This window comes from Halomonas sp. MES3-P3E, from assembly GCF_002836035.1.
Taxonomy (GTDB): Bacteria; Pseudomonadota; Gammaproteobacteria; order Pseudomonadales; family Halomonadaceae; genus Vreelandella; species Vreelandella arctica.
This window is the reverse complement of record NZ_PJBT01000020.1, coordinates 72612-96177: the sequence shown is the minus strand read 5'-3', so window position 1 is coordinate 96177 and position 23566 is coordinate 72612. Positions and strand designations below refer to the sequence as shown.

Genomic DNA, 23566 nt, shown 5'->3' with positions numbered 1-23566 from the left:
CCAGACAATAGGAAAGCACATGCAAACCTTTATCTTGGCGTTATACGTACTGATCTGGCCGTTAATATCACTCGCCATATTCGCGATCATCGGCATCGCCACCGTCAAAGACATCCGCATTGCACGACGTTATAAGCGTGAGCTGGTGTGACATAGCTATTCATAGATGAGCAAGTAGTAGGGGAAATAAGTGCGGCAAAGGACTGCCGTGACTTATAGGCCTACATCAAGCTCCAAAAAGCATCGACCAGCGGATTTTTTAAGTTTTTCTTCAACGTAAACAAGCCAATATCGTAGGGTTCCAGCTCCGGCGTCACGTCGAGCACCCGAATACGATCCACCAATGGGCTGTTATCGAGCACAATTTTTGGCACCACGCCAATGCCGAAGCCCAAACTCACCATACTCACAATCGCCTCATTACCCGTGACCTGTGCATAAATGCGCGGGGCGATATCGCGTTGGCGGAACCATTCGTCTACACGCGCTCTTGAGACACCGCTCTCCGATAAGATCATTGGGATACTCGCCCACTCTTCCGATGCGGTTGGCGAAGTCGTGGGAACGTTCGGCACTTGCTGCTCAAGCGGCGCAATAAATAACAAAGGCGACGTCGCAATGGGCTTAAAGGCTAACCCCCGAGGTAGGTTGGCGGGGCGTGCCGCGATGCTGAGGTCTTCTTTACCATCCAGCACATGCGCAATCGCGTGTTCCGGGTCCCCCGTGCGCAGCTTTATTTCAATTGCAGGATAGGCAATACGAAAGCGGCGCAGCAGCTCGTATAGAAAACTGTAGCTAGCGGTGACGGAACCGTACAAGCTGATTTCACCGCTTAATTGATCAGCGTTGTCGGTTAACTCATGGCGGATCAAGTTCCACTGGCTGCTGGTATCGCGCGCGTATTTAAGAAATTTCTGGCCTTCCTGGGTCAACACCACGGTTCGATTGTCGCGATTAAACAACGGCACACCCAGCTCGTCTTCTAAATGACGAATATTGCGCGACAGCGCAGAAATGCTGATATGGCACTCATCGCTGGCGCGCCCGAAATGCAGCGTTTCTGCCAGGGCGAGGAATTGCTTTAACAGTTTAATATTCATAATAAAATCGGCGCTCCGCGACTGCGCTCATGGCAATATCCGAATACTAACCGACCGTTGCTAAAAATGGGACGTGTTATTGCAAATATATCAATTTAAGAAAGAGTCGTACTTGTATACATTAGCCCTACTCACATGCTCTTAAAGACATGCTCTTACAGACATGGCGCTAGCGCTCATTCCTAGCGACGGTGTCACCCTTTTTAATATCGGTGTACCTTACATCGACACATTGATCATAAAATTAGGATGTTAACGATGGCTAACTATTTCAATACCTTACCGCTTCGCGAGCAATTGGCTCAGCTAGCACAATGCCGCTTCATGCACACCGTTGAGTTTGCTGATGGCGTCGAAGCGCTGAAAGGCAAAAAAATGGTGGTTATCGGCTGTGGTGCACAAGGTCTTAACCAAGGTTTGAACCTACGCGATAGCGGCCTGGACGTTTCTTACGCACTGCGCCCGGAAGCCATTGAGCAAAAGCGCCAGTCTTGGAAAAACGCCTCTGAAAACGGTTTTGTAGTAGGTACTTACGAAGAACTGATCCCCACTGCAGACGTTGTGTTGAACCTCACCCCCGATAAGCAGCACACCTCGGTAGTGAACACAGTGATGCCGCTGATGAAGGAAGGCGCCTGCCTGTCTTACTCTCACGGTTTCAACATCGTGGAAGAAGGCATGAAAGTGCGCGATGACTTAACCGTCATCATGGTGGCACCGAAGTGCCCAGGCTCTGAAGTTCGCGCTGAATACGTGCGTGGTTTCGGTGTTCCCACCCTGATCGCTGTTCACGAAGACAACGACCCCAAAGGTGAAGGCCTTGCGCTGGCAAAAGCCTACGCGGTCGGTACTGGCGGCCACAAAGCGGGCGTGCTGATGTCCTCTTTCATCGCGGAAGTGAAATCCGACCTGATGGGTGAGCAAACGATCCTGTGCGGCATGCTGCAAACGGGCTCACTGCTGTGCTTCGACAAGATGATCGAAGAAGGTATCGACCCGGGCTACGCCTCTCGTTTGATTCAATACGGCTGGGAAACCGTCACCGAAGCGCTGAAGTACGGCGGCGTAACGAACATGCTAGACCGTCTTTCTAACCCAGCGAAGATCAAAGCGTTCGATCTTTCTGAAGAGTTAAAAGAGATCATGCGTCCGCTGTACAACAAGCACCAAGACGACATCATGAGCGGCCACTTCTCTAAAACCATGATGGAAGACTGGGCGAACGATGACGCGAACCTTCTAAAATGGCGCGCCGAAACCGCTGAAACCAACTTCGAGAAAACACCCGCTGGCGATGTCGAAATCACTGAACAAGAGTTCTTCGATAACGGCATTTTGATGGTGGCAATGGTGAAAGCCGGCGTTGAGCTTGCTTTCGAAACCATGACAGCAGCAGGCATCATCGCTGAGTCTGCTTACTACGAGTCGCTACACGAAACACCGCTCATCGCGAACACCATCGCACGTAAGAAGTTGTACGAAATGAACGCGACTATCTCGGATACTGCGGAGTACGGTTGCTACCTCTACAACCACGCCTGCGTACCGCTGTTGGCAGACTTTATGAAAGGCATCAAATCCGACGTGATCGGTAAAGGCCTGGATGTCGACGACAACGGTGTTGATAACGCACGCCTGATCGAAGTTAACACCGCCCTTCGTTCACACCCCGTAGAAGCCGTTGGCTCGGTTCTTCGTGGCTATATGGCTGACATGAAAAAAATCGTTTAATCGCCTGATTAACCGATAGACGTTCAGGTCTTCAACACCTAGGCCGCCAAAAAAAGCCGAGATATCACCACGATATGCTCGGCTTTTTTGTTCCTCGAACAGCATAAGGAAGACAGTAATGGATTCGTTAACCCGCCTAGACGATATTCACCAAAACCGTATCCGCCTATCAAAAGCGACGGTCAGCTTTGATGATCGTTTCACGCTAAGCGAGATTGATTGGACCATTACGCCAGAACAACATTGGGTTATCACTGGCCCCAATGGCGCAGGTAAATCCGCCCTAGCGGCTGCGCTCGCGGGCATTGGTGACATTCAGAGCGGCAGCATTCAAGGCGTTCCCAACAACGTGGAAATCGTCTCTTTTGAAGTCCAGGCGGAGCTCATCGCCCAGGAGTTGAAGAAAGACGACGCCGACATTATGGACGTCATTTCACTCGGCACCCCCGTCAGTGAAATGATTTTCGACCACTGCCAAGACACTGAACTTGCCCAATCCCTGGTCGAAAAATTTGGCCTAAGCAAACTGCTAGATCGTGCGTTTCGCAAACTTTCCACCGGCGAAACCCGTAAAGTCATGCTGATTCGCGCACTGGCCAACAAGCCTGATTTACTTATTTTAGACGAGCCGTTCGATGGCTTGGATGTCGACACCCTCGCCATGCTGCAAGCACATCTAGCCTCACTCATCGACACCGTTCCCATGGTCATGGTGCTAAACCGCTTTGATGAAATGCCAGACTTCATCACCCATGTGGCCTATTTAGATAAAAAACGGGGGGATAAAGACCGTTCGGTTAAACAGCGTGGAGACAAAGGCCGCCTGAAGCTCACGGTTGACCGTCAGGACGACGCCGCCTTCAATGAGCTCTACCAATTACTGCATTTAAAAACCACCGATCTAAGCGTGCCGGAGGCCGACCCCACCAATAAGCTCCCCGCTCTCGACCCGAGCCAGCCATTAGTCAAACTAACCAAAGCGACCATCCAGTACGGCGACACGGTGATTGTCGATAAGCTCGATTGGACGATAGAACGGGGCCAACATTGGCAGCTGAGCGGCCCTAACGGTAGCGGCAAAACCTGCGTTTTATCGCTGATCACCGGCGACCATCCGCAGTGCTATACCAACGATATTTTCGTGTTTGGTTTCCAGCGCGGTAACGGCGAAAGCATCTGGCAGGTTAAACAGTTTATCGGCTATGTCTCCACTAACCTGCAGTGGGAATATCGGGTGAGCACCAGCTGCAAAAACGTGATTATTTCCGGTTTCTACGACAGCATCGGCATGTACACCAAGTCTACCGACAGCCAGAAAAAAATTGCCGACCAGTGGCTGGCACTACTCGGCATGCAAGACCGCGCCGACCAGCCGTTTAACAAGCTCTCTTACGGCGACCAGCGCCTGCTGCTCATTGCACGCGCCATGGTCAAACATCCGCCCCTGCTGATTCTAGACGAACCCTGCCTTGGCCTGGACGACATCAACCGCCAACTCGTCCTCGCCCTGATCGAAAAAATCTGCCAAGGCTCAGAAACCACCGTGCTCTACGTCAACCATCACGCGGAAGACCAAATCTCAGGCATCGAGCATTATTTAGCGCTGGAAAAGAATCACTAGATGCCATAAGCCCGCTCGACCTTGGCAACTCGGACTTTAAATTCGGCGTACCACGCTTTGTGCCCCAGGCGCTGGGCTTCAAGATGCTCAGCGTTCTGCTTCCACTGCTTGATGGCTTCCTCGCTTGCCCAGTACGACACGGTGATCCCCACCTCCTCACGCGCTGACTCAATACCCAGAAAGCCTTCCTGCTCGGCAGCCAGCGCCAGCATTCTGTCAGCCATGGCCCCATATCCATTATCTCCCTCGGTGCGCACAGAGCTGAAAATAACCGCGTAATAAGGTGGGCTGGGGGTGTTAGCGATGGCCATTCAATCCTCTGCTTGCGTTACGTCTGCGTTAATCGAGATTAGCTGAAAATCTCATTGAGTTCATCGTCCATCAAGGGTGGCACGATCAGCTTCCGCAACGATGTCAGAATTCATTTCTTGGATTCCTATACGAGATGTTAAAGGCCGTTACGCCGCAGGGTCGTCACCTTGTTCAGGCACACCGGGTAAAACCCCAAGCTGCTGCATTAAGCCCATCGTATCCATAAGAATGCGGGTGGACTTCACCTTCTCCCCTTCAAACTGATCAATGACCATGCCCCACACGCTGACGGCACGGTGAGTCGGTGGTATTCCCAGAAAAGCACCTCGCTGAGTTCCTTCCCAAACGAAGCGTGTTAAGACGCGGTTATCTTCTGCAATCTGCTCCTCGACGCGCCAGCGCATATCTGGGAAGGCTGTTCGCAGTTCGACTAACGTTTCCATGAGACCTGCAAGGCCTGGCCCCTGGCTTGGAAACGGAACCTCTTCCACCATATCTTCATGGAAGTATTCACCAGTGGCGGAAATCTCCCCGGCTGTGAGAACACGGTCGAGAAAAGCTGCAATATGAGCTTTATGTTGTTCTGACACGTGAGCCTCCTGTTGAGGATCAGTGGGCTAGGCGCCCGCTGACACGCCTCCAACGGGTCGTTATTCGCCAACGTTTAATAGGGGTATTTGGCAGTATAGCGGCCCATTTCGATAATACCGCTGGAGATGTACGACGCGGAATAGCGCCAGCAAAATCACCGGTGTGCTTCTCAAATGGGGTGGCTTTCGATATGGATATTCTACAATTGATCCACGAACGGCGATGATGGCAGGCAGTCACAGCAGCATCACTGCAGGAAATACACTAGGAGAGTGAGATATGCAGACGATCGAACTAGGCGGCGTAAGCGTACCCCGTATCGGCCAGGGCACTTGGCATATGGGCGAGAATGCCGGGCAGCGGCAGGCTGAAGTCAGGGCGCTGCGTGAGGGGCTAGATCTAGGCATGAAGCTGATCGATACCGCCGAGATGTATGCCGAGGGCGGCGCTGAAGAAATCGTGGGCCAAGCGATCCACAACCGGCGCGATGAGGTGTATCTGGTCAGCAAGGTCTACCCACACAACGCCAGCGCCAAGGGTGTTCAAGCCGCCTGCGAGCGCAGCCTGCGCCGATTGGGCACCGACACTATCGATCTATACCTGCTGCACTGGCGCGGCCAGTACCCGCTGAGCGAAACGGTCGAGGCCTTCGAACGGCTGCGCGAGCAGGGCAAGATTCTGCGCTGGGGCGTGTCGAACTTTGACGTTGACGACTTAGCTGAGCTCGACGCGCCTGCTTGCGCCACCAATCAAGTGCTCTACAACCCCGAAGCACGCGGCATTGAATACGACCTGCTGCCCTGGCAAGCACAACACAACATGCCGCTCATGGCCTACTGCCCCATCGGGCAAGGTGGCGCGCTACTGCATGACATCGCCCTGCAACGCATCGCCGACAAACACAGCGCCACCACCGCGCAAGTCGCCCTTGCCTGGGCACTGCGCCACCCCGGTGTGATTGCTATTCCTAAAGCCGTGAATCTGGAGCACCTCAAACAGAACTCTGAGGCAGATAACGTTAGACTCGACGCCGATGATCTGGCCCAGATCGACGCCACCTATCCTCCGCCAACGCGCAAGCAGTCTTTGCAGATGGTGTGAGGAGGAGCCATTAACGGCCCAGGATTAACGGAACAGGACAGGAGCGATGTCATGTCACTGCCCGCCCCACAACCCAACGCCTGGATCAGCTTCCTCGCCCACCTGCTGTTTATACTCGCGGCGTGGACGCTATTCATCAAATACCTGTTTCCCATGGGTTACTCGCTGGCATACGGCGAGCCCTGGGCACGTTATATCTATTGGGATCTGTGGCCACTGGCGCACGTCTGGCTGGGCTGGGCGCTGCTCGCAAGGCCTCGCTATACGCGCGCATTGGCGGTAGGCATGTCCGTCATTGAAATCCTCATCATCTGTACCCTGTTCGCCGGTTTTCTCGCCGACCCAGAGTGGACGATCTGGCGTACCAACTGGTTTGTGAATAAGGTATTTGTACTGACCTGCTTTGTGCTGGTGTTGGCTGCCACGGTGCCGATTCAAAAAAATCGGAAGGAGCGACCGCTATGAACCCTCTCATCAAGCATCGCATCAAGCATCGCATCACGCGCAGACAAAGCCTTACGCTCATCGGCGCCACGCTCGCCGTCATGGTGCTCCCCACCGCATCGCTTTTTGCCAACACCGGCGGGCTGCGTCAGAAGACTTTTGCAGGTACGGACAAAACGCTGCCCGTTATCGGCATGGGCACTTGGCGTACCTTCAACGTTGGCAGCGACCCAAAATTGCTCGATGCCCGCACCGAGGTGGTTAAGGCATTCTTTGAGCATGGCGGTGGCCTGATCGACTCTTCGCCCATGTATGGCTCGGCGCCGGACGTCATGGGCTATGCCCTGCAACAGCTTGGCACGCCCGAAAGCCTGTTTTCCGCCGAGAAGGTCTGGAGCCCCGCCGGTGGTTCAGCCCGCGAGCAGGTAGCGGAGCTTAAAGAGCGCTGGAAGGTGGAGAACTTCGACCTGGTGCAGGTGCATAATCTGACCGACTGGCGTGAGCACTTAGCAGCGTTGCATGAGATGAAAGCCGAAGGCATCATCCGCCATGTCGGCATCACCACCTCGCACGGGCGCCGCCACAGCGAGATGGAGCAGATCATGACGTCAGAGGACATCGACTTCGTTCAGCTCACTTACAACATCACCCACCGCGAAGCAGAAAACAGGCTACTGCCCCTGGCAGAAGAGCGTGGGATCGGCGTGATCGCCAATCGCCCTTACGATGGCGGCAGCCTGATCAAAAATCTCAAACGTCGTAACCCGCCATTGCCCGAATGGGCCAACGCTGAATGCGGGTGCACAACCTGGGCGGACTTTCTGCTAAAGTTTATCGTTAGCCACCCGGCGATCACCTGTGCAATACCCGCCACCACCCAGGTCGAGCACCTGCACGAGAATATGCGCGCTGGCTACACTCCCATGCCCTCACCCGATGCTCGGCAGCGGATGGCCGCCTATATCGAGTCACTATGAACGCGTGGACGAGCTACCAGCTGCAGGATTTTATTCCCTTCACGGCGGATGTTTACTTTCGCCTGTTGGAGCGTATGGGCGAAACCTTCTGGCCACTGCATCTGCTGACCCTCGCCCTAGGCGCTGCCACTCTTGTATTGGCGCTGCAACAGCGTACGCAAATCGCCTGCCTGCTACCCGCCCCACTCTGGGCCTTCGTCGCCTTCGCGTTTTTCTTTCAGCTCTATGCAGAACTTAACTGGGCCGGGGGCTATGTTGGCGACGCTTTCATCGCCCAAACCGTACTGCTGGTAGTGATGGCGATAACGGGCTGGGGAATGGATAAAGCCTCGCGCCGCACCAGCCCACCCGTCGTTATGGGCACCGCCATCACCCTCTTCGGCCTGATCATCATGCCGATGATGGCGCCGCTAAGCGGCGGCTCCTGGTATCAGGCAGAAGTGTTCGGCATTCATGCCGACCCCACTGCGGTTTTCACGCTGGGCATGGTGCTTATCATGCTTCGGGGTTTCGCCCTTTGGATCGCCGCCATCATTAGAGCGCTCTGGCTGGTCGTTTAGGCCTGACGTTGCAAGCGCTGGATTCGTCAGGCACCACGGTATTGTTCGCCGTACTGGCGATTGCGCTGGTTGGGCTAGTCTGGAAAAGCATCAAGGCCAAGCGATAACGTGGCAGCACCTTCAATGGGGAATGGTGTTGGCCAGCCCTTTCCATCAACATCGAACTGGGTCCCGAAAAGCTAAAGCTGAATCTTGCCAGATAAGGAACGAACACCGACAGGGGTATTCCTCCTTTCTTGAACTGACTCCCGCATACCCAGCACTGCAGCAGGCAAAGCGCTTTATGCTATGGCTTATCATTGCCTTTTTGAATTCAGCACTTGCTTAATAGCATCATGCCTACCCAGTCTATTCCCTTTATCCCGTGTACCTTCTTTAGCAAGAGATTTATAGTGATATATCTCTTTAATGCAATCAGAAAAGTATCTTTCAAGCAACTCTTCATTATCATAATTATCAATAAAGTCGCGATAATTTTCCACCTGCCTTTGTGAGAGATTTAGCTGATCAATTGTCAACTCATAAACAGCAGTAAACAAGCTATACAAATGCACTTGTCTCCTGAGAATCTTAACTCTCTCTTTATTTCCCTGTATCACGACTCCTATTTCGTCCAATACAGACCTAAACCTTTCTATATCATCATCTTTAGAAGGGTAGCTATCATTATACAAGTCATATATAGTATTTAAATTATCATTTCTTATATCTTCCTGAATGCCTTGCTTCATAAAAACTAGCAGCGTACTTATAAATGAAATATCACGCATACGTCTTCGATCAGCTATTCCAAACAAGGAATTTTCAGTCCAGAAATCTAGCTCTGACAAATATGATGTGACTTTCATAAACTCACCCTCGAATTCAGCATTTCTGAGCTCTTGAGGATTAAGAGTCATATTATTACTATTTAGCCTTAAAAACATAGTAACTATATCTTCTCTTCTCACACTATTTCTAATGACTCTTATAGAGAACACATAAGCCCAAATAGCTTTCTTATCACTGGGGTCTAAATCTTTGAAAAGCCTATTTTTAATCCTACCAAAACATTCATTAAGTTCATTCAGAGCTGACTCGTTTAACTTAAAGGAATTAGCTATATATTGAAAAATTGCGCCAGTTCTTTGCTGCCCATCAACTATCGAATAGCAAGTATCTCCAGAATCTTCGTCCGTCCCTGTATTCCAAAGATAAACTTCTGGGATTGGATAGCCCATCAATATAGATTCAATTAATTGAACTTGGTTTTTCTTTGTCCAAACATAGTTCCTTTGAAAAGAATTATCGACAATCAATAAGCCTTTATTATGTAGGTCGAATAACCACTTAACGGTTTGAGGCTGGATATCAATTGAATCAATTAATTTCATTATTTATTTCACCCTTAAGTTTTGCTATCCCTCTCACATGGTAGTCTTGTACTGACTCCCAGTCGGAGTAAATGCGATAATTTATTTCGTGGTATATTTTAAATTTAAGCTGAAGATCTGCTTTGAAAGTTCGCACCTTTCTTTGCCAATCTTGAAGCACATCATTTCCGTATGTCTGGTCCGAATCTTTTATGCTAACAAACCCATTAAATATATTTGCACACTTCCACTGAAAGCCTTGCAAATAACTTTGCTGTGATATTTCTCTATAAGCAGACCATATCTTTTTATACAAATCATTAGAAACGATAATTAAGTCAAAATCGGACCTATCATCAAACTCCTTAAATTTCTTTTTCGGAGAAAAACTATACTTTGTTTTTGCACTACCAACGATAGAAATATTATTAAAAGGGACATCTAATTTTGTAGAAATAAATTTTTTAAATTCATCATAATTTGCACTAAACTCACCTCCATCTCGTTGAAAATACCACACATCCTGGCCAATTAGATATTTGTAATAGATTTCCACTTCATTGTTTGAGTCAATAAACTCTTTTAGCTCAGCCTCATCCATCTCAATTCTTTAACCTGCTGATTTGATAATTTTATTGAATGGCCATCATAATTATTACAAGCCCTGTTCCATAACATCAATGATGCGGCGGATCGTTGACTGAAGTTATGCATCTACTAAATTTGACTGTACCCTACTATTCCACTTCAGAGCAAAGCCAATTTTGGCAATATACTCAAAATTCGATGCTTGCACGATTTGTCACCTCCAATCCCCCTCTTGCACCTCACTTACCCGCCTCCTACCCTTCACTCACGAAGGAACCTCATGATTAACTATTGCGCTTGCCTATACGGCATTGAACTTGTCCTAAAAATGCTCATTTACCCCCGTTTAAACACCGCCTTTTAGGTCAATTTCGCCTTGTTTAGCCTTCGCTCATTACGTTACTCAGAGGCTCCTAATAGCTTGACGTGTGCCGGTGATATCCGGCTGAGATGGCGCAGGGTGAGCCTTTGGCTGCCAAGCGCTGGTCCCGCTGAACCTGATCCGGCTAATGCGCTGCTCACATAATGAGCGGCGCGGGTACCGGCGTAGGGATCAAGCGATGGCCACGGCTTCATTTCACGCCACCTTCCGCGTCATTCCCTCGATTTTTCTCGCCTGCCCTCCGGATCATTACTACCAGAGGCAACATGGGCTACCGCTTTACAGATCTCACCACCGCCTGCCAGTAAGATTGGCGCACCCTTATTGAGCGCGATGCTGGAATGTTGCGAAGCGCTGAAACGATGCCGAAAGCGATGCAAAACTGCTGTTCGCTGATTCCAGAGGTTTGTGTGTATCAAGTGTTAGGTATTCAAAGCCTTTCGATCAACATATCGATAAAGGCGCGTACAGCAGGGTTGGTGCGACGGCTCTGTGGCCATAGTGCAACAATATTATGCCGCTCTACGTCGAAAGCGGGCAGGATTGGTACCAGTTCTTTTCGCCTAACCCGCGGGGCAGCCATGAAACTTGCAGCCATACCAATGCCTGCCCCCGCTGTCATAGCGGCTATGACGGCTTCGCTTGAATCAACGATAACAGGGGAAGGTGGCACTATCTCGACCTCCTTCCCACCGATCCGGAACGGCCACCGAAACATTTGCCCCGTACTTTGGTAGCGCAAATTGATCGTTTCGTGCCCCATCAGTTCATCTGGATGCTCGGGAGCTCCAAACCTAGTCAGGTAGTCTGGCGAAGCGTAGCAAGAGAGCCTGTAAGGTGAGAGTCGCCTGGACAAAAGTGACGAATCCGCAAGATCACCGATCCGTACTGCAAGATCAATGCCCTCTTCAACCATACCGACGATGTGGTCGCTCAGCCGCAGGTCGATCATCACCTTCGGGTAGCGTGTTCGAAAATCCGTAATAGCAGGAGTAATCAGGTGCAGTCCCAGTGGAAGTGATGTCGCAATTCGTAATGTGCCTGCGGGCTCGGAACGAGCAGACTTCACTACCTGCTCTATCTCTTCTGCCTGGCGCAGTAGCTCTAGCACACGTCCATGCAAGTCGCGACCCTCGGCCGTGAAAGACAGCGAGCGTGTCGTACGAGTGAAAAGAGAGACGCCGAAGTGACGCTCCAACCGCTGGATGCTTTTACTGATCGCAGAGGGCGAAACAGACAGCGAGCGCGCCGCAGCGGTGTAGCTGCCTAAAGAGCCGGCGCGTGCAAATGCGATAAGCCCCGTAAGGCGTTCCAATCCGATTTGTTCCTTCATGGAACTATTAAAACGAATCTACGCACCATTATCAATTACAAGGAACTTCCTTACTATTTGCCATGTGACTATTCTTGAGTGAGGTTGTGATGAACGACATGATGAAAGCAGTGCAGCTGCATAGTTTCGGTGGCCCTGAGGTCTTGTTTTACGAAGATACTCCCCGACCCGAAGTACAAGCCGGTGAAGTGCTTATCCAAGTGCATGCGGCAAGTCTTAACCCACCAGACCTTTACCTGCGTGACGGCTATCGGGCGCTACCGCCAGAATGGCAGCCTAGCCCCAACTTTCCGCTGATATTAGGCACTGATGTGTCAGGCGTCGTTGCTGCCGTTGGCGACGAGGTTTCCAAGGTCAGCGTAGGTGACCACACCTTTGCAATGGTTCGTTTCCCTGAAGATTTGATGAAGGGCAGCGGCGCCTATGCCGAATATGTCAGCGTTCCTGAAAGCCAATTAGCGTTGAAGCCAAAGAGCATTTCTCATGTCGAGGCAGCAGGTGCCCCGATGTCATTGCTTACTGCCTGGCAATTTCTGGTTGACCCTGGTCATGACCGGCTCAACCCATTCCAGGCATTTCGGCATGTGCCTGTCCCGCTCGAAGGCAAGACCGTCTTGATCAATGGGGCTGGCGGTGGCGTGGGGCATCTAGCGGTTCAAGTCGCTAAATGGAAAGGGGCGCGTGTGATCGCGGTTGCCTCAGGCAAGCATGAAGGGCTGCTTCGAGAGCTGGGTGCTGACGACTTCATTGATTACACCAAGGCAGCCGCAGAAACGGTCGCACATGACGTGGATCTGGTGCTTGACGCTGTGGGTGGCCCGAACATGGAGCGCTTCCTCAGCATCATTAAACCAGGCGGCTCGCTCTTTCTGGTCAACCCCTTGGGCTTTTCTGCCAAGGATGAAGCCGACAGGCTAGGGATTACGGTTTCCTCGCTACAGGTGCAATCAAACGGAATGCTGCTGGCGCAGGCCGGTCGCTTGCTCGACGACCGTACCATTCGGGTCGTGACCGACAGTACCTATCCGTTGGCAGAAGCATCGGCTGCGCATCAGAGAGCTATGCAAGGCGGCGTTCAAGGCAAGGTCGTGCTTATCGTTAAGCAGTAAATTGTTGCCGCTGATCAAAGCAATTCCTTGCTCCAACGGCGGTATTATGAGGAAAAAAGCATGCTCATCGTTACCGGATACTTATACGTCGCCTCGGCTGATTTAGCGCAATTTATGACTCACCTAAAAGCACTTGCCAACGTCACGCGACAACGTGACGGAAACATCTCTTATGACGCGGCAGTGGATGACGCGGATACTGGACGGTTGCTCTTGTCGGAGCGTTGGGCTGATCAAGCTGCACTGACTGCTCATCTAAACGCCGACGAGACCGAACTATTTGTTAACCAATGGAGCGGGAGGATGCGCGCTGATATCCGCAAGTACGACGCATTGAATGAACGAGACCTCATGGAGGATTAGAAAAGCCTGTAAACGCACTAGGCATTTGAAGCTGGTGCGAGATGCATATCGACTTGATCCCGCTGTGAAAAGCACATCTCTCCTTTCACCCATGATCATCAGTACCTTACCAATGCTGGCGGCGTACCGCCTGGAAGTATGTGAGGGTTGCGCGAGATAAAACAGCAGCGCCGGGGCGAGCCCCGGCGCTGATATCACACATGGAAAAACAAACTGACGGTTAGAAGCGCAAGCCTGCTGATACGGTAAAGGTGTCAATCTGATAGTCGCTGTCGAAGTCGTAGCGCTCGTATTCAGTACGGACCAGGAAGGGATCGAAGTTGAACTGCGCGCCGACACCGTAGACCGGATCGGTGCCGTCCTGATCTTCAAGATCAACGCTAGCACCACCAAGGTTACCGTCGACGTCGGTTTCCCACTTGGCCACACCGGCCTTAGCGAAGGCGGTAAACCAGGAGGTGATGGGCAATTGACCGACCAGACTCACCCCGTAGGCGTTTGATTCCAAATCGGTATTGGCGTCACTGTTACCCTTCAGGCGCGTACGCCCCAGATCGGCATAGAAGACTTCGGTAGCGAAGTAAGGATTGAATTCGTAGCCGACGAAACCTTTGAAGACGTTGTCTTCGTCATCATCCAGATCAAAGTCTTCAGCGCCATCAGAGATGAAATTGTCGACATCATCGTCGTCATTCTCCAGCGAACTGAAACCGGTACCGATACCCAAATAGAGTCCATCCGCATTGGGTGCGGCGAATGCCGAAGGTGCCGCAGCCAGCAGAGCGGTAGAGGCAAACGAGGCGGTAAGTAGGGTTCTGAGTTTCACGTGTATTCTCCTTGTGACGACTTGCTATGAACGATTCTATGAATCGTCATGGTTCATGGTATTGAAAGGCTATCCTGCCGTGATTCACGCAATGTGACAGTCGTTTGATTCACACGTATCAACCATAGGAAAAACACTTTTCGATAACAAGGAAGATCCGGTTACGGTAGGTAAGTTTTTGTTACAAAAGCGCCACTACCGGGAAGGCAGAGGAGTTGGCCCTCATTCTTCTACTTCATTCCCGCTCTCAGGTGCCGAAAAAATTGGAGACTCCAATACAGGTCTTTCAGCTTTTCTTGCGAAGTACTGATTACAGGTGTGGCAAACAGCCCCCAAAGGAAGAAGATGCAACGAGTCATTTCAGTATGCATAACGCCAATGTTCAGTGGTCGAGTGCGGCAACGCAGCAAACCGGTCCAGTAGAGGCCCGTTAGGGCCGGAACGTACTGCAACTATTGGTCATGCTTTGGCATTGATGGTGGTGGTGGCGGTGGTATTATCTGCTGTTGACTTGTGAAATGCATCTCTTTCAAATGCTGACATAAGCCATCAAAGTCTGGAAAAAGAGTCATATCGTTAATACCCATGGAATCTAACTCTTTCATGACGATGGTTCTTTCTGAAGCTGGCATGTCATAACGCCACAAAAATTGGACTCCAACTTGTTGGCCTTTTTGTACTATAAAACTCTCAAGGTCGGAAACGTTGGTCGCGGTAGTTACCGCCATTTGCCTAACCATTCTCTGATTACCAGTTGCATATACTGCAAAATCGCTAACAAAATCTTCGTTAGCTAGAAAGCTGGTTTCAGAGCTAAATTGTTGACTCCATCTTTTAACATCAAAAATAAATATTGACACCTTGTCGCTAGGCTTTGCTTTCAAAGGAGCGCCTTTGAAAGCAAAGAATGCTGCCACATAACCAGACAACGTCCAATCTAACAATGGCGTAGGAAAACCATGATGCTGTAACTTGCCCAGAAAGGTTAAATATTCCACATTATCTTGAAAGTTAACGGGCGCATCAAAAGCAGCAAATTGATAATTGACATCTTTCATTATTTTATCAAAATAATGAGAAAGTGATATCCCCTTTAGCTCTGAATTTCGGTGAAATGATGTTTTCAATTTCCACGAGACTTCACTTTGCCCACGATAATAATATCGTTGCCCTATACGAGTAGCTTCAGCAATCCACTTTTTATAATTCTCCCAGTTTTTTTCCATTCTATATCTCTAATCTAAAGGTTCGACCGATTCATAAAGCATAACGAGAAGCGCATCGTCGGACTTTAGTACGTCCGCATGGCGCGACTTAATTATGCAAACCTTTTATATAAAAGCCATAGCCCCCAGAACCCTCTGGATATAACATAAAAAAGAATACCGAAGGCAACTACACTCAAGTCAAAAGGAGCCACTTCTAAGTTCCCCCAAACCTCTATCATCTTTCTATTAAGCTCCTGACTCCTCTCTATTCCTTCTTGATCAAAACCAGGAGGAATAGAACTAGTCTGTTCTATTTGTGTCTTTAATAAAAACTGCATTACCGGGGCTAGAACCGAGGTTCCGTATGCAAGATAAAGAGAAAAAGCTAAAGCAAGAACATCAGCTATTGTCCTAAAGATTTTTTTTTCGACCATCCAGCCAATTCTAACAAGTTAGGAAAATATTCTGCCGTAAAAACGTTAACAAGCAAAAAACTAAAGCCAGGAAAAAAAGTAAACTTTTGACGCCAATTCATTTTGGAAGGTGAAAAGGTGTACGATTATCAAGGTGTGCAAACATGCTTCTATGAAATTCTTGCTCGGACTATTCATTACGTTCTCTCGTCCAAATTCATCTCTTCCTGCATAACAGGGATTCTAAGCCCCACTGCATGATATCGATGAACGAAAGGGCATATTGATTGAGACTAAACAGCTACCAAAATTAACTCTACCCCATTGATTCTACAGGTAGCAAAGAAAATTTCGGCAGTCCATCCAAAACAAATGTCCTTAGGTGGTTCTCCAACCCCACAACAAGCCCTTGCATCCACCCCACCCACCTCCTACACTCCACCAACGAACAGCTTGACGGGGTGCCGGTGATATCCGGCTGAGATGGCGCAGGGTGAGCTTTTGGCTACCGAGCGCTGGTCCCGCTGAACCTGATCCGGCTAATGTGCTGCGGCTTTCATAAGTTCGCTGCACGGGTACCGGCGTAGGGATCAAGCGATGGCCATGGCTAGCTCTCACGATTGCACGCCACCTCTCTGCGCCATTTTCTCGATCTTTCCCGCCTGCCCTCCGGATCATTACTACCGGAGGCAACATGGGCTACCGCTTTACTGATCTCACCACCGCCTGCCAGGACGATTGGCGCGCCTATATTGAGCACGATTTTGTGCGCCAACTAGGCACCGCCACGCTGCCTGAAGCGTCGTTTCGCCACTATTTAAAGCAGGACTACCTGTTTTTGATCCACTTCGCCCGCGCCTACGCGCTGGCTGCCTATAAAAGCCCCACCCTCGCCGATCTTCGCCAAGCCCACGAAGGCTTAAAAGCCATTGTCGATGTGGAGCTGGGTCTGCACGTGGGCTTTTGCCAGGAGTGGGGGATTTCCGAGCAAGAACTGGAGGAGCTTCCCGAAGCCCGCGCAACGCTTGCCTACACCCGATACGTATTGGATACCGGCAACCGAGGCGACTTGCTTGATTTGCATGTGGCGCTGGCTCCCTGTCTGGTCGGCTACGGCGAAATCGCCAACTGGCTCAACGCCCAGCCTACCACCCTGCGCGGCACACAAAACCCTTATGACGCCTGGATTGCCATGTACGAAGGCGAGGAGTTTCAGGCCGCCATGCAGGCGGAGCTTGAATGGCTGAATGCCCGCCTTGCCGACGTTACTCCCGCCCGCTTTGCCGAACTGAGCAAGATCTTCCGCGATGCCACTCGCCTGGAAATCGACTTCTGGCAGATGGGCCTAGAGCTAATAGATGAAGACCTCAGACATTAATGACTAACAACTAAAAGGAACCTACCAATGAGCAAAACAAGCCATTTTCTAGCCGAAACCGCCGAGGTCGATGCCGCCGCCATTCAGCCGCTGCCCGGCTCACGGAAGGTGTACATCGAAGGCTCCCAGCCGGATATCCGTGTGCCGTTTCGGGAGATCACCCTGTCACCGACCAAAACCACCGGCATCGATGAAGAGAACCCGCCGCTGCTGGTATACGACACCTCCGGCCCTTACACCGACCCCGATGCCCAAATTGATCTACGCCGTGGCTTACCGGAGCTACGTCGTGCCTGGATCGAAGCGCGGGACGACACCGAATTTCTATCAGGCCTTACGTCTGAGTACGGCAACCGCCGCGCCAACGACCCCACTCTTGCCCAGCTGCGCTTTGATTTAACCCGCACCCCGCGCAGGGCTAAAGTGGGCCAAAACGTGACCCAACTGCACTACGCCCGCCAGGGCATTATCACCCCGGAAATGGAGTTTATTGCCCTGCGCGAAAACCAGCGTCGCCAAACGCTGGGTACCGCTGAAGTTGAGCGGATTCTGGGCCACCAGCATAAAGGCCAGAGCTTTGGCGCCAGCTTGCCGGAGGAGATCACCCCAGAGTTCGTGCGCGAAGAAGTGGCCCGCGGGCGGGCGATTATCCCCAACAACATCAACCACCCTGAAAGCGAGCCGATGATCATTGGCCGCAACTTTCTGGTCAAGATCAACGGCAACTTGGGTAACTCGGCGGTAACGTCTTCCATTGAGGAGGAAGTGGATAAGATGACCTGGGGTATCCGCTGGGGCGCGGATACCATTATGGATCTCTCCACCGGGCAGAACATCCACGAAACCCGCGAGTGGATTCTGCGCAACTCGCCGGTGCCGATTGGTACGGTGCCTATCTATCAGGCGCTGGAGAAGGTCAATGGCGTGGCCGAAGACCTCACCTGGGAAGTCTTCCGCGATACGCTGATCGAGCAGGCCGAACAGGGTGTGGACTACTTCACCATTCATGCAGGGGTGCTGCTACGCTATGTGCCGCTCACCGCCAAGCGGGTCACCGGCATTGTCAGCCGCGGCGGCTCGATCATGGCCAAGTGGTGTTTGTACCATCACCAGGAGAGCTTCCTGTATACCCATTTCGAGGAGATCTGCGAGATCTGCAAGCAGTACGATGTGGCGTTTTCACTAGGCGATGGCCTGCGCCCCGGCTCGGTGGCCGATGCCAACGACGAAGCACAAATGGCGGAGCTCAAGACCCTCGGTGAGCTGACCCATATTGCCTGGAAACATGATGTGCAGGTGATGATCGAAGGCCCCGGCCACGTGCCCATGCACCTGGTGAAAGAGAACATGGACAAGCAGCTGGAGTACTGCGACGAAGCGCCCTTCTATACGCTTGGCCCACTAGTGACGGATATCGCCCCCGGCTACGACCACATTACTTCTGGCATAGGGGCGGCGATGATCGGCTGGTTTGGCTGCGCCATGCTCTGCTACGTCACCCCGAAAGAGCATTTGGGTCTGCCAAACAAAGATGATGTCAAAACGGGCATCATTACCTACAAGATTGCCGCCCACGCGGCGGATCTTGCCAAGGGTCACCCGGCAGCGCAGCGGCGTGATAATGCCCTCTCCAAGGCGCGCTTCGAGTTCCGCTGGGAAGACCAGTTCAACCTGGGGCTAGACCCGGATACCGCCCGTGAATACCACGATGAAACCCTGCCGAAGGATTCCGCCAAGGTGGCGCACTTCTGCTCCATGTGCGGGCCGAAGTTCTGCTCCATGAAGATCAGCCAGGAAGTGCGTGACTATGCCAATGAGCACGGCCTGAACGGTGATCAGGAAGCGGTGATGAAAGGCATGGAGGAGCAGGCGGAGAAGTTCCGCAACAAAGGGAGTGAGCTGTATCAGGAAGTTTAAATCTACCAACGCACGATAATTTACTGCTTGCTGCGGCTTTTCCCTGGGGAGCGCTAAAAAATGGCCGCAACCTCCCATCGCTTGTGTGCTCCTTTGTTTTCTAGCGCTGCCCCAAAAGTATGGCTTAACAGTAGTTTTGCGCAACGTAGCTCATTTAACATTTGAGAGTGACGAAAAAAACCTTGGTATAGCTACCCAGCTCATAGCAAATACTATCAATTAAATACCGACTAGTCGGTATTTAATTGACCTAAATCAAAATCACAATTAATAATAATAGGATAATAGAATCCGTTTATTACGTTCTGTGATGCGCCACCGCTGGCACAGAGCGACGAGCTTAAGCCCTTTGGCCCTGGCCCATCCTCTGAGCTGCTCATCAATCGTCTGGCCATCCGCCAACCGAGGATGCAACATTATGAAGTTCAGCAGTAAAAGACAGTGGTTCAAGGGCCTGGCAGCCATAGTTGTTATAGGCATCGCGGCCTGGTTGACCTGGTGGGAACTGCAGCCGGAGGGCCTAGGCGAGGGCATCACCCAAGGCAATGGGCGCATCGAAGCCACCGAGATCGACATCGCCACCCGGGTCGCTGGCCGCCTCGAGGAAGTACTGGTCGAGGAAGGTGAGTTCGTCGATCCAGGCCAAGTGGTCGCCCGTATGGATACCGCCACCCTGGAGGCTGAGCTGGCTCAGGCCAGCGCACAGTCCCGCCGGGCCGAAAACGCCCTGGAGACAGCTCGAGCCATGGTAGCCATGCGCCAGAGCGAGCTGGAAACCGCCAGAGCCATCGTCAACCAGCGCCAGGCAGAACTAAACGCCTCTCGCAAGCGCTACGAGCGTTCAGCCAGCCTAGTGGAGCGCAACGCCATCTCTCGCCAGCAGTTCGACGATAGCTTGGCCGACTACCAGAGCCAGCAGGCCGCCCTGGCCTCAGCCAATGCCCAAGTACTCTCCGCTCAGGCCGCCATCCGCGCTTCCGAATCCCAGGTCATTGAGGCCGAGTCAGAGATAGAAGCCACCCTTGCCGCGATCCAGCGCATTGAGGCCGACCTGGACGACAGCGAGCTCAAAGCCGACCGCTTGGCCCGTGTACAGCTCCGGGTGGCCGAACCGGGCGAGGTGCTCAGTGCCGGTGGCAAGGTACTCAACCTGATCGACCTCACCAAGGTCTACATGACCTTTTTTATGCCCACTCGAGATGCTGGTCGGGTGGGCATTGGTGACGAGGTACGCCTGGTGCTGGATGCTGCCCCTGACTTCGTGATCCCGGCACGGGTGAGTTTCGTGGCCAGCGTCGCCCAGTTCACCCCCAAGAGCGTGGAAACCGAGAGCGAACGCGAGAAACTGATGTTCCGCGTGCGCGCCCAGATCGATCCAAAGCTGCTGCTTGAGCATATCGAGCAGGTCAAAACAGGCCTGCCCGGCATGGCCTACCTGAAGCTCGAGGATGACGCCACCTGGCCCGACCACCTAGAGGTCAACGTCACCCCATGAGCGAGAAGACGCAACCCGTAGCCCAAGTCAGCGCGCTCACCTTACGCTACGGCCGCACCATAGCCCTGGACGCGCTGGATCTGGCACTGCCGTCCGGCTGTATGGTCGGGCTGATTGGCCCGGATGGCGTCGGCAAATCCAGCCTGCTGTCGCTGCTCGCTGGCGCTCGTGCCGTGCAACAGGGTGTGATCAAGGTGCTGGGCGGCGACATGAGCGACAAGCGCCACCGTAACTCAGTTGGCCCGCGCATCGCCTATATGCCACAAGGGCTAGGTAAGAACCTCTACCCTACGCTCTCGGTGGAGGAGAACCTGCAGTTCTTCGCCCGACTATTCGGCCACGGAGCCGGTGAACGCCGGCGGCGTATCGACGACCTGACCCGCAGCACCGGGCTATATACCTTCCTCGAGCGACCCGCTGGCAAACTCTCTGGCGGCATGAAGCAGAAGCTCGGACTCTGCTGCGCGCTGATTCACGACCCCGACCTGCTGATTCTCGACGAGCCCACGACCGGCGTGGACCCGCTGGCCCGCGCCCAATTCTGGGAGTTAATTGCAAGCATTCGTGTTGACCGCCCGCAGATGAGTGTGTTGGTCGCCACCGCGTACATGGACGAAGCCCAGCGTTTCGACTGGTTGGTGGCTATGGACGCCGGCAAAATACTTGCCACCGGCTCCCCGCAGGAACTACTTGCACGCACCCACAGCGACTCCCTGGAAATGGCGTTCATCGAGCTGTTGCCGGAAGAAAAAAAGCGCGGCTATGCGCCGGTGCACATCCCGCCGCTGGCGCAGGATGACAATGAAGTCGCCATCGAGGCCAAGGACCTCACCATGCGTTTTGGCGACTTCATCGCCGTCGACCATGTGAGCTTCCGCATCCGGCGTGGCGAGATCTTTGGCTTTCTCGGCTCCAACGGCTGCGGTAAGTCGACCACCATGAAGATGCTCACGGGGCTGCTACCCGCCAGCGAGGGCCAAGCCTGGCTGTTTGGCCAGGAAGTGGATCCCCGCGACATTAACACGCGTCGCCGGGTTGGCTACATGTCCCAGGCATTCTCGTTGTACGGCGAACTGACCGTACGTCAGAACCTGGTGCTGCATGCGCGCCTGTTCCAGATCGCAGAACATGACATATCGGCAAAGGTCGCCGAGATGGTCGAACGGTTCAGTCTCGAGCAGGCGCTCGACGCCCTGCCGGAGAGCCTGCCACTGGGCATCCGTCAGCGTCTCTCCCTGGCGGTGGCAATGGTCCATAAACCCGAGCTACTGATTCTTGACGAACCCACTTCCGGCGTGGACCCCATCGCCCGCGACGCCTTCTGGCGCCTGCTGATTGAGTTGTCGCGCCGCGACCGCGTGACGATCTTCATCTCCACCCACTTCATGAACGAAGCCGAGCGTTGCGACCGCATGTCGATGATGCACGCAGGGAAGGTGCTCGACAGCGATACCCCCTCAGCACTGGTAGCGAAACGCGGTGCGGCGACCCTGGAAGAAGCCTTCATCGGCTACCTGCTCGAAGCTGGCGCCGATCAGGAGAATTCCGCGCAGGAGACTTCACCACAAAAAGCCAGCGATGCCCCGGATACGCCGCTCGTCACCGCAGAGACTCATCACGACACAACACGCCATCGACGCTTCAGTCTCCAGCGGATGCTCAGCTACATGTGGCGCGAAACTCTCGAACTACGCCGCGATCCGGTGCGTGCGACCCTGGCGCTGGTTGGCTCGCTGATCCTGATGTTCGTTATGGGTTTTGGCATCAGCATGGACGTGGAGGAGCTCAGCTACGCCATCCTTGACCGCGACCAGACGTCGCTAAGTCAGAGCTACGCGCTGAACCTCTCGGGATCGCCCCATTACTTTAGAGAGCGCCCGCCTATCTCAGACTATGCCGCGTTGGATCGACGTATGCGCAGCGGGGAGCTGTCCCTGGCAATCGAAATTCCCCCCGGGTTTGGTCGTGATGTAAAGCGTGGCCACAATGTCGAGATCGGAGCATGGATCGACGGCGCCATGCCTCAACGCGCCGAAACCGTGCAAGGCTACGTACAGGGCATCCACCAGCAGTGGCTGCTGGCGCAAGCAAGGCAATCCGGAACCGCCGTCAGCGCAGCAGCAGCCAATATCGAGAACCGCTACCGCTACAATCCTGACATTCAGAGCCTGCCAGCAATGGTTCCTGCCGTGATTCCACTGCTGTTGCTGATGTTGCCAGCAATGCTCACGGCACTCTCGGTGGTGCGTGAAAAAGAGATGGGCTCAATCATCAACCTTTATGTCACCCCGGTCACCCGCGCCGAGTTTCTGATCGGCAAGCAAATTCCCTACATCGGCTTGGCAATGGTCAATTTTTTATTGATGACCGGGCTGGCGATCACATTGTTCGGCGTACCGATCACCGGTAGCTTCCCGACCCTAGCGCTGTCGGCCCTGGTATTTTCCATCATCGCCACCGGCATGGGCCTGCTGGCCTCGACCATCACCCACAGCCAGATCGCCGCTATGTTCTTCGCTATGATCGGTACGCTGATTCCCGCCATCCAATTTTCGGGCCTCACCGATCCGGTCTCGTCGCTGGAAGGCACCGGACGCTTCATCGGCAATATTTATCCAGCCAGCTACATGTTCACCATTAGCCGCGGCGTATTCAGCAAGTCCCTAGGGCTAGGTGACCTTATCGGGTCGTTCCTGCCGATGCTGCTGGCGGTACCGGTGATCATGGGCATGGCGATCGCCCTACTGAAAAAGCAGGAGAGCTGA

Annotated in this window: 22 protein-coding genes and 1 riboswitch; of the genes, 13 read left to right on the top strand and 9 right to left on the bottom strand. The window is 52.8% G+C overall.

From position 1 onward, the window contains the following. Nucleotides 1–19: 19 nt before the first annotated feature. Nucleotides 20–151, top strand: coding sequence for a putative transporter small subunit (locus CXF87_RS21900; RefSeq protein WP_232774718.1), 132 nt, complete (start codon nt 20–22; stop codon nt 149–151). 70 nt (nt 152–221) lie between these two features. Here CXF87_RS21900 and ilvY read toward each other — a convergent pair whose 3' ends face one another. Further along, nucleotides 222–1100 (bottom strand): HTH-type transcriptional activator IlvY, encoded by an 879-nt coding sequence (gene ilvY, locus CXF87_RS06285; RefSeq protein WP_101145935.1) that lies wholly within the window; start codon nt 1098–1100, stop codon nt 222–224. A 258-nt stretch (nt 1101–1358) separates the two neighbouring features. On the opposite strand from ilvY, the gene ilvC reads away from it, so the two are divergent. Together ilvC and modF are read left to right on the top strand one after the other, a co-directional pair. Beyond that, complete coding sequence (ilvC, locus tag CXF87_RS06280; RefSeq protein WP_101145934.1) at nt 1359–2831, top strand: ketol-acid reductoisomerase; 1473 nt, start codon at nt 1359–1361, stop codon at nt 2829–2831. Nucleotides 2832–2949: 118 nt separating this feature from the next. Continuing rightward, complete coding sequence (gene modF, locus CXF87_RS06275; protein WP_101145933.1) at nt 2950–4452, top strand: molybdate ABC transporter ATP-binding protein ModF; 1503 nt, start codon at nt 2950–2952, stop codon at nt 4450–4452. Here modF and CXF87_RS06270 read toward each other — a convergent pair. Together CXF87_RS06270 and CXF87_RS06265 are read right to left on the bottom strand one after the other, a co-directional pair. Beyond that, nucleotides 4449–4763, bottom strand: a complete 315-nt coding sequence (locus CXF87_RS06270; protein ID WP_101145932.1) for an antibiotic biosynthesis monooxygenase family protein — start codon at nt 4761–4763, stop codon at nt 4449–4451. The two genes, modF and CXF87_RS06270, sit on opposite strands and share 4 nt — an antisense overlap. Before the next feature lie 147 nt (nt 4764–4910). Continuing rightward, nucleotides 4911–5354, bottom strand: coding sequence for an ester cyclase (locus CXF87_RS06265; protein WP_101145931.1), 444 nt, complete (start codon nt 5352–5354; stop codon nt 4911–4913). 280 nt (nt 5355–5634) lie between these two features. On the opposite strand from CXF87_RS06265, the gene CXF87_RS06260 reads away from it, so the two are divergent. The 4 genes from CXF87_RS06260 to CXF87_RS06245 are packed head-to-tail and all read left to right on the top strand — an operon-like array spanning nt 5635 to nt 8437. Further along, nucleotides 5635–6456 carry an aldo/keto reductase gene (locus CXF87_RS06260; RefSeq protein ID WP_101145930.1) on the top strand — a complete coding sequence of 274 codons (822 nt, stop codon included), beginning with the start codon at nt 5635–5637 and terminating at the stop codon, nt 6454–6456. 51 nt (nt 6457–6507) lie between these two features. Continuing rightward, nucleotides 6508–6921: a hypothetical protein gene (locus CXF87_RS06255; protein WP_101145929.1), complete on the top strand. Its 414-nt coding sequence runs from the start codon at nt 6508–6510 to the stop codon at nt 6919–6921. Beyond that, on the top strand, nt 6918–7877 hold the full coding sequence (locus CXF87_RS06250) for an aldo/keto reductase (RefSeq protein WP_101145928.1): 960 nt from the start codon (nt 6918–6920) through the stop codon (nt 7875–7877). The genes CXF87_RS06255 and CXF87_RS06250 overlap by 4 nt, the downstream gene beginning before the upstream one ends. Beyond that, nucleotides 7874–8437 (top strand): DUF6064 family protein, encoded by a 564-nt coding sequence (locus tag CXF87_RS06245; protein ID WP_198556018.1) that lies wholly within the window; start codon nt 7874–7876, stop codon nt 8435–8437. The genes CXF87_RS06250 and CXF87_RS06245 overlap by 4 nt, the downstream gene beginning before the upstream one ends. Before the next feature lie 296 nt (nt 8438–8733). On the opposite strand, the gene CXF87_RS06240 is transcribed toward CXF87_RS06245, so the two are convergent. From CXF87_RS06240 to CXF87_RS06230, 3 genes are all read right to left on the bottom strand, one after another. After that, nucleotides 8734–9810 (bottom strand): DUF262 domain-containing protein, encoded by a 1077-nt coding sequence (locus CXF87_RS06240; protein WP_101145927.1) that lies wholly within the window; start codon nt 9808–9810, stop codon nt 8734–8736. Further along, entirely contained in the window at nt 9797–10390 is a 594-nt protein-coding gene (locus CXF87_RS06235; RefSeq protein WP_101145926.1) for a hypothetical protein, read from the bottom strand. The genes CXF87_RS06240 and CXF87_RS06235 overlap by 14 nt, the downstream gene beginning before the upstream one ends. A 799-nt stretch (nt 10391–11189) precedes the next feature. Beyond that, nucleotides 11190–12074, bottom strand: coding sequence for a LysR family transcriptional regulator (locus tag CXF87_RS06230; protein WP_232774707.1), 885 nt, complete (start codon nt 12072–12074; stop codon nt 11190–11192). 107 nt (nt 12075–12181) lie between these two features. On the opposite strand from CXF87_RS06230, the gene CXF87_RS06225 reads away from it, so the two are divergent. Further along, on the top strand, nt 12182–13201 hold the full coding sequence (locus CXF87_RS06225; RefSeq protein ID WP_101145924.1) for an NADP-dependent oxidoreductase: 1020 nt from the start codon (nt 12182–12184) through the stop codon (nt 13199–13201). A gap of 60 nt (nt 13202–13261) precedes the next feature. Beyond that, entirely contained in the window at nt 13262–13564 is a 303-nt protein-coding gene (locus CXF87_RS06220) for a putative quinol monooxygenase (RefSeq protein WP_101145923.1), read from the top strand. A gap of 220 nt (nt 13565–13784) precedes the next feature. Here the strand turns inward: CXF87_RS06220 and CXF87_RS06215 are convergent, their stop codons facing one another. From CXF87_RS06215 to CXF87_RS06205, 3 genes are all read right to left on the bottom strand, one after another. Next, nucleotides 13785–14390 carry a porin family protein gene (locus CXF87_RS06215; protein WP_101145922.1) on the bottom strand — a complete coding sequence of 202 codons (606 nt, stop codon included), beginning with the start codon at nt 14388–14390 and terminating at the stop codon, nt 13785–13787. Nucleotides 14391–14842: 452 nt separating this feature from the next. Beyond that, entirely contained in the window at nt 14843–15616 is a 774-nt protein-coding gene (locus CXF87_RS06210) for an FRG domain-containing protein (protein ID WP_101145921.1), read from the bottom strand. 92 nt (nt 15617–15708) lie between these two features. Beyond that, the gene (locus CXF87_RS06205; protein WP_101145920.1) at nt 15709–16032 is read right to left on the bottom strand and encodes a hypothetical protein; all 324 of its coding nucleotides are present in this window, start codon (nt 16030–16032) and stop codon (nt 15709–15711) included. A gap of 426 nt (nt 16033–16458) precedes the next feature. After that, nucleotides 16459–16618: riboswitch (TPP riboswitch) on the top strand. 87 nt (nt 16619–16705) lie between these two features. Between CXF87_RS06205 and tenA the strand changes: the two genes are divergently transcribed. The 4 genes from tenA (at nt 16706) to rbbA (ending at nt 23566) form a co-directional block, all read left to right on the top strand. Continuing rightward, entirely contained in the window at nt 16706–17389 is a 684-nt protein-coding gene (gene tenA, locus CXF87_RS06200; RefSeq protein WP_101145919.1) for a thiaminase II, read from the top strand. 27 nt (nt 17390–17416) lie between these two features. Then, entirely contained in the window at nt 17417–19306 is a 1890-nt protein-coding gene (gene thiC, locus CXF87_RS06195; protein ID WP_101145918.1) for a phosphomethylpyrimidine synthase ThiC, read from the top strand. A gap of 418 nt (nt 19307–19724) precedes the next feature. Continuing rightward, complete coding sequence (locus tag CXF87_RS06190) at nt 19725–20801, top strand: HlyD family secretion protein (RefSeq protein WP_041157797.1); 1077 nt, start codon at nt 19725–19727, stop codon at nt 20799–20801. Next, a complete protein-coding gene (gene rbbA / locus CXF87_RS06185; RefSeq protein ID WP_101145917.1) occupies nt 20798–23566 on the top strand; it encodes a ribosome-associated ATPase/putative transporter RbbA in 2769 nt (922 codons plus the stop codon). The genes CXF87_RS06190 and rbbA overlap by 4 nt, the downstream gene beginning before the upstream one ends.